The 2456-nt window shown below is 40.9% G+C and carries 3 protein-coding genes and 1 pseudogene; all 4 read left to right on the top strand.

The features are described 5' to 3' along the window. A partial coding sequence (locus HMPREF6485_RS04400) for an RHS repeat-associated core domain-containing protein (protein ID WP_004344958.1) occupies positions 1-816 on the top strand: 816 nt, incomplete at its 5' end. A gap of 86 nt (positions 817-902) precedes the next feature. Then, positions 903-1289, top strand: a complete 387-nt coding sequence (locus HMPREF6485_RS04395; RefSeq protein ID WP_044125819.1) for a hypothetical protein — start codon at positions 903-905, stop codon at positions 1287-1289. A gap of 142 nt (positions 1290-1431) precedes the next feature. After that, entirely contained in the window at positions 1432-1893 is a 462-nt protein-coding gene (locus tag HMPREF6485_RS04390) for a hypothetical protein (protein WP_004344954.1), read from the top strand. Positions 1894-1992: 99 nt separating this feature from the next. After that, a pseudogene (locus HMPREF6485_RS14125) lies at positions 1993-2456 on the top strand (RHS repeat-associated core domain-containing protein); the annotation flags it as partial.

Genomic DNA, 2456 nt, shown 5'->3' with positions numbered 1-2456 from the left:
GGGGCAAGACAATACAACCCCGTCGTGCCTATATGGGACAGAGTGGATCCGCTCTGCGAGAAATACTATAACACCAGCCCGTATGCCTATTGTCACAATAATCCGGTGAACGCTGTGGATCCGGATGGAAGAGAATTACGACTTTTTCATGATGCGTATGAACTTGTGATAGGAACGTTGCCTATAGAAGAACGGGAGTTCATACGAATTAATGATAATGGGTTTATTAGAAAAGATATTTTGGCGAAAGCTGTAAACAGCGGTGTCGCAAGTCAGAATCTACAGTATTTAAATATGATAGTTCAAGACGAAAGAATTATTGATTATTATGGTTCTGTATCAGAAGCACGAGTGAGATACGATGCAAGCGGTAAGGGGAATTTCCAAAATACGATAATTAGATTTCAGGCACCGACAAGGGGGAGTGATGTTGATTTGTTAGTAGAAAGTGCCATTGCAGGCGGAAGTATTCTTCCAATAGATAAGTTGCGAGAAATATACATTAAGCAGGGACATTCCACGGAATACACCGTGCAAGGAAACTTGGGATTAACAGTGAGGCCGGCAGAGATGCAGGGCAAATATCCTAATTTGGGGCAACAAGCATTATCTAAGAATATAGAGGTATATACAAGTTCCGTTGGTACAACGAAACTTGATAGAATCCTAAATGCCGGGCGTGAATTATATTCGCATGTTGCATTCTATTTGGAGGAAAAAGATGGGCGTCATGATGGAACAATGAATGATGCATTGAATATGCGTGAGAGCCAAGTAAGATATGACATATTAAGATATAATTGTAATTTGAAATAAAAGGAAACAAGATGCAGGAGAATAGAATTATTTGTTTGCTGATATGTGTATGCGTCTATTTGTTGAATAGTTGTACGGCATATAATGTGCTTTTAGAATTTGACAATAACCAAATCTTATTTTCTGATGACTTAAAGGAGTTTTATGCCAACAAGGTGTTAAGGGACACATTATCAACTATTATAGAAAAGAATTATTTTTGGCATAATGTTGAGTTTAAGTATAAAGAAAACTTAGAAGGTTCAGCATTATTAAAGTTCAAATATGATACTTCAAAGAAAAAAGTATGTTGTGTTGAATTGCTAAATCCATTGAAAGTGAAGCAGGTTGATAGGAACAATATACGAAATGTAAGAAGTGTGAATATACGATTGAAGGATTCTCAAATTCCTAAAAGCCGTTATTATGTTTTTGTCGTAAAAATCGACTTTCGTGATGTAAGACGTGACTATAACCACTCTATTAAAGAGTGAGAAAAATCGAAGTTCTGATGTATGAAAACCAGAGACAAACAATGGTATATTCACAATAATTATGTTGATTGAGCCAATTTTTCTGCAACGGAGACGGCGCAAGGAAGATCTTACATGTGGATATCAATAAACAAATGAGACGATGAAAAGAGTTAAATGGATTTTGCTGTTCTTGGCCGCAGCAGCATGCTTTTTCTATTATGACGTGAAGCGGTATTATGTAGGGCGGAGCTTTTTTGACTACAACCTCCTGCCGATGAACGCCAACACCCTTGCCGCCCGGTGGGGGCCAAAATACAAACGATACTTCTATTTCGTATTTAATGATTATGCGGGAAGACTTTTGGGCTATGATGTCCGGGTATACAAAAAGTCTGACGTTCAGAGACATGGATATGGCGCTACTGATTATTTCGTTGTGGGCGATATCGTGGGCTATTACTATAATGACCGTCGGCTCATCATCGTATGCCTGGACGGGAAAGACAGCGTGAGGTGGGCCAGGCCCTATTTCTACAAAGACGATATTTGGTTTTTAGAAATCGACAAGCCGGACAAAGCGGAATTGTCCAAACTGAAGTATGTTGACACGAGCGATGTTTAGAGGTATATATCCTTTGAAGCTCCTGTTTTTATAAGAAAACATGTTCATTCTCATCTGCCCAACACAAGCAGGTGCGGGAGACAAAAAATCCACACTGGTATGAAAATCAAGTTCGACAGAATATCAGCCGACACTCTGTGTTACTATAATATCAGCAGTCTCACATGGGAAAATGCAGGATATAAGCAAAAGCGTGGATACAAGTTTACCTACGACCGCCTCAACCGCATGGCCAATGCCGCCTATGGAGAGCGTGATGACCTCAGCGACAATGCAGGCCACTACAACGAGACACTCGAATATGACACAAACGGCAACATCACGGGCCTGCAGCGCAGCGGACTGAAACAAGACGGGCAATACGGCAAAATAGACAATCTGCATCTTTCATACAATGGCAACCAACTGGTGATGATCAAAGAGGATGCAGAGCCGATATTAAACAAAGGGGCGTTCAACCTGAGCGAAAAAGGGGAACATCGGCTCGCCTACAATGGCTGTGGAGCCCTGCAATCGGACGAGACGCGCGGCATCGCCATGATTGAATACGATGCCTGCAACAA

This window comes from Segatella buccae ATCC 33574 (assembly GCF_000184945.1).
Lineage (GTDB): Bacteria > Bacteroidota > Bacteroidia > Bacteroidales > Bacteroidaceae > Prevotella > Prevotella buccae.
Note: the sequence above shows the minus strand (reverse complement) of the source record. Positions and strands in the feature narration are given on the sequence as shown.

Coding starts and splice junctions, on each gene's coding strand:
- HMPREF6485_RS04390 (WP_004344954.1), top strand. CDS start 1,432: ATGAAAAGAGTTAAATGGATTTTGCTGTTCTTGGCCGCAGCAGCATGC.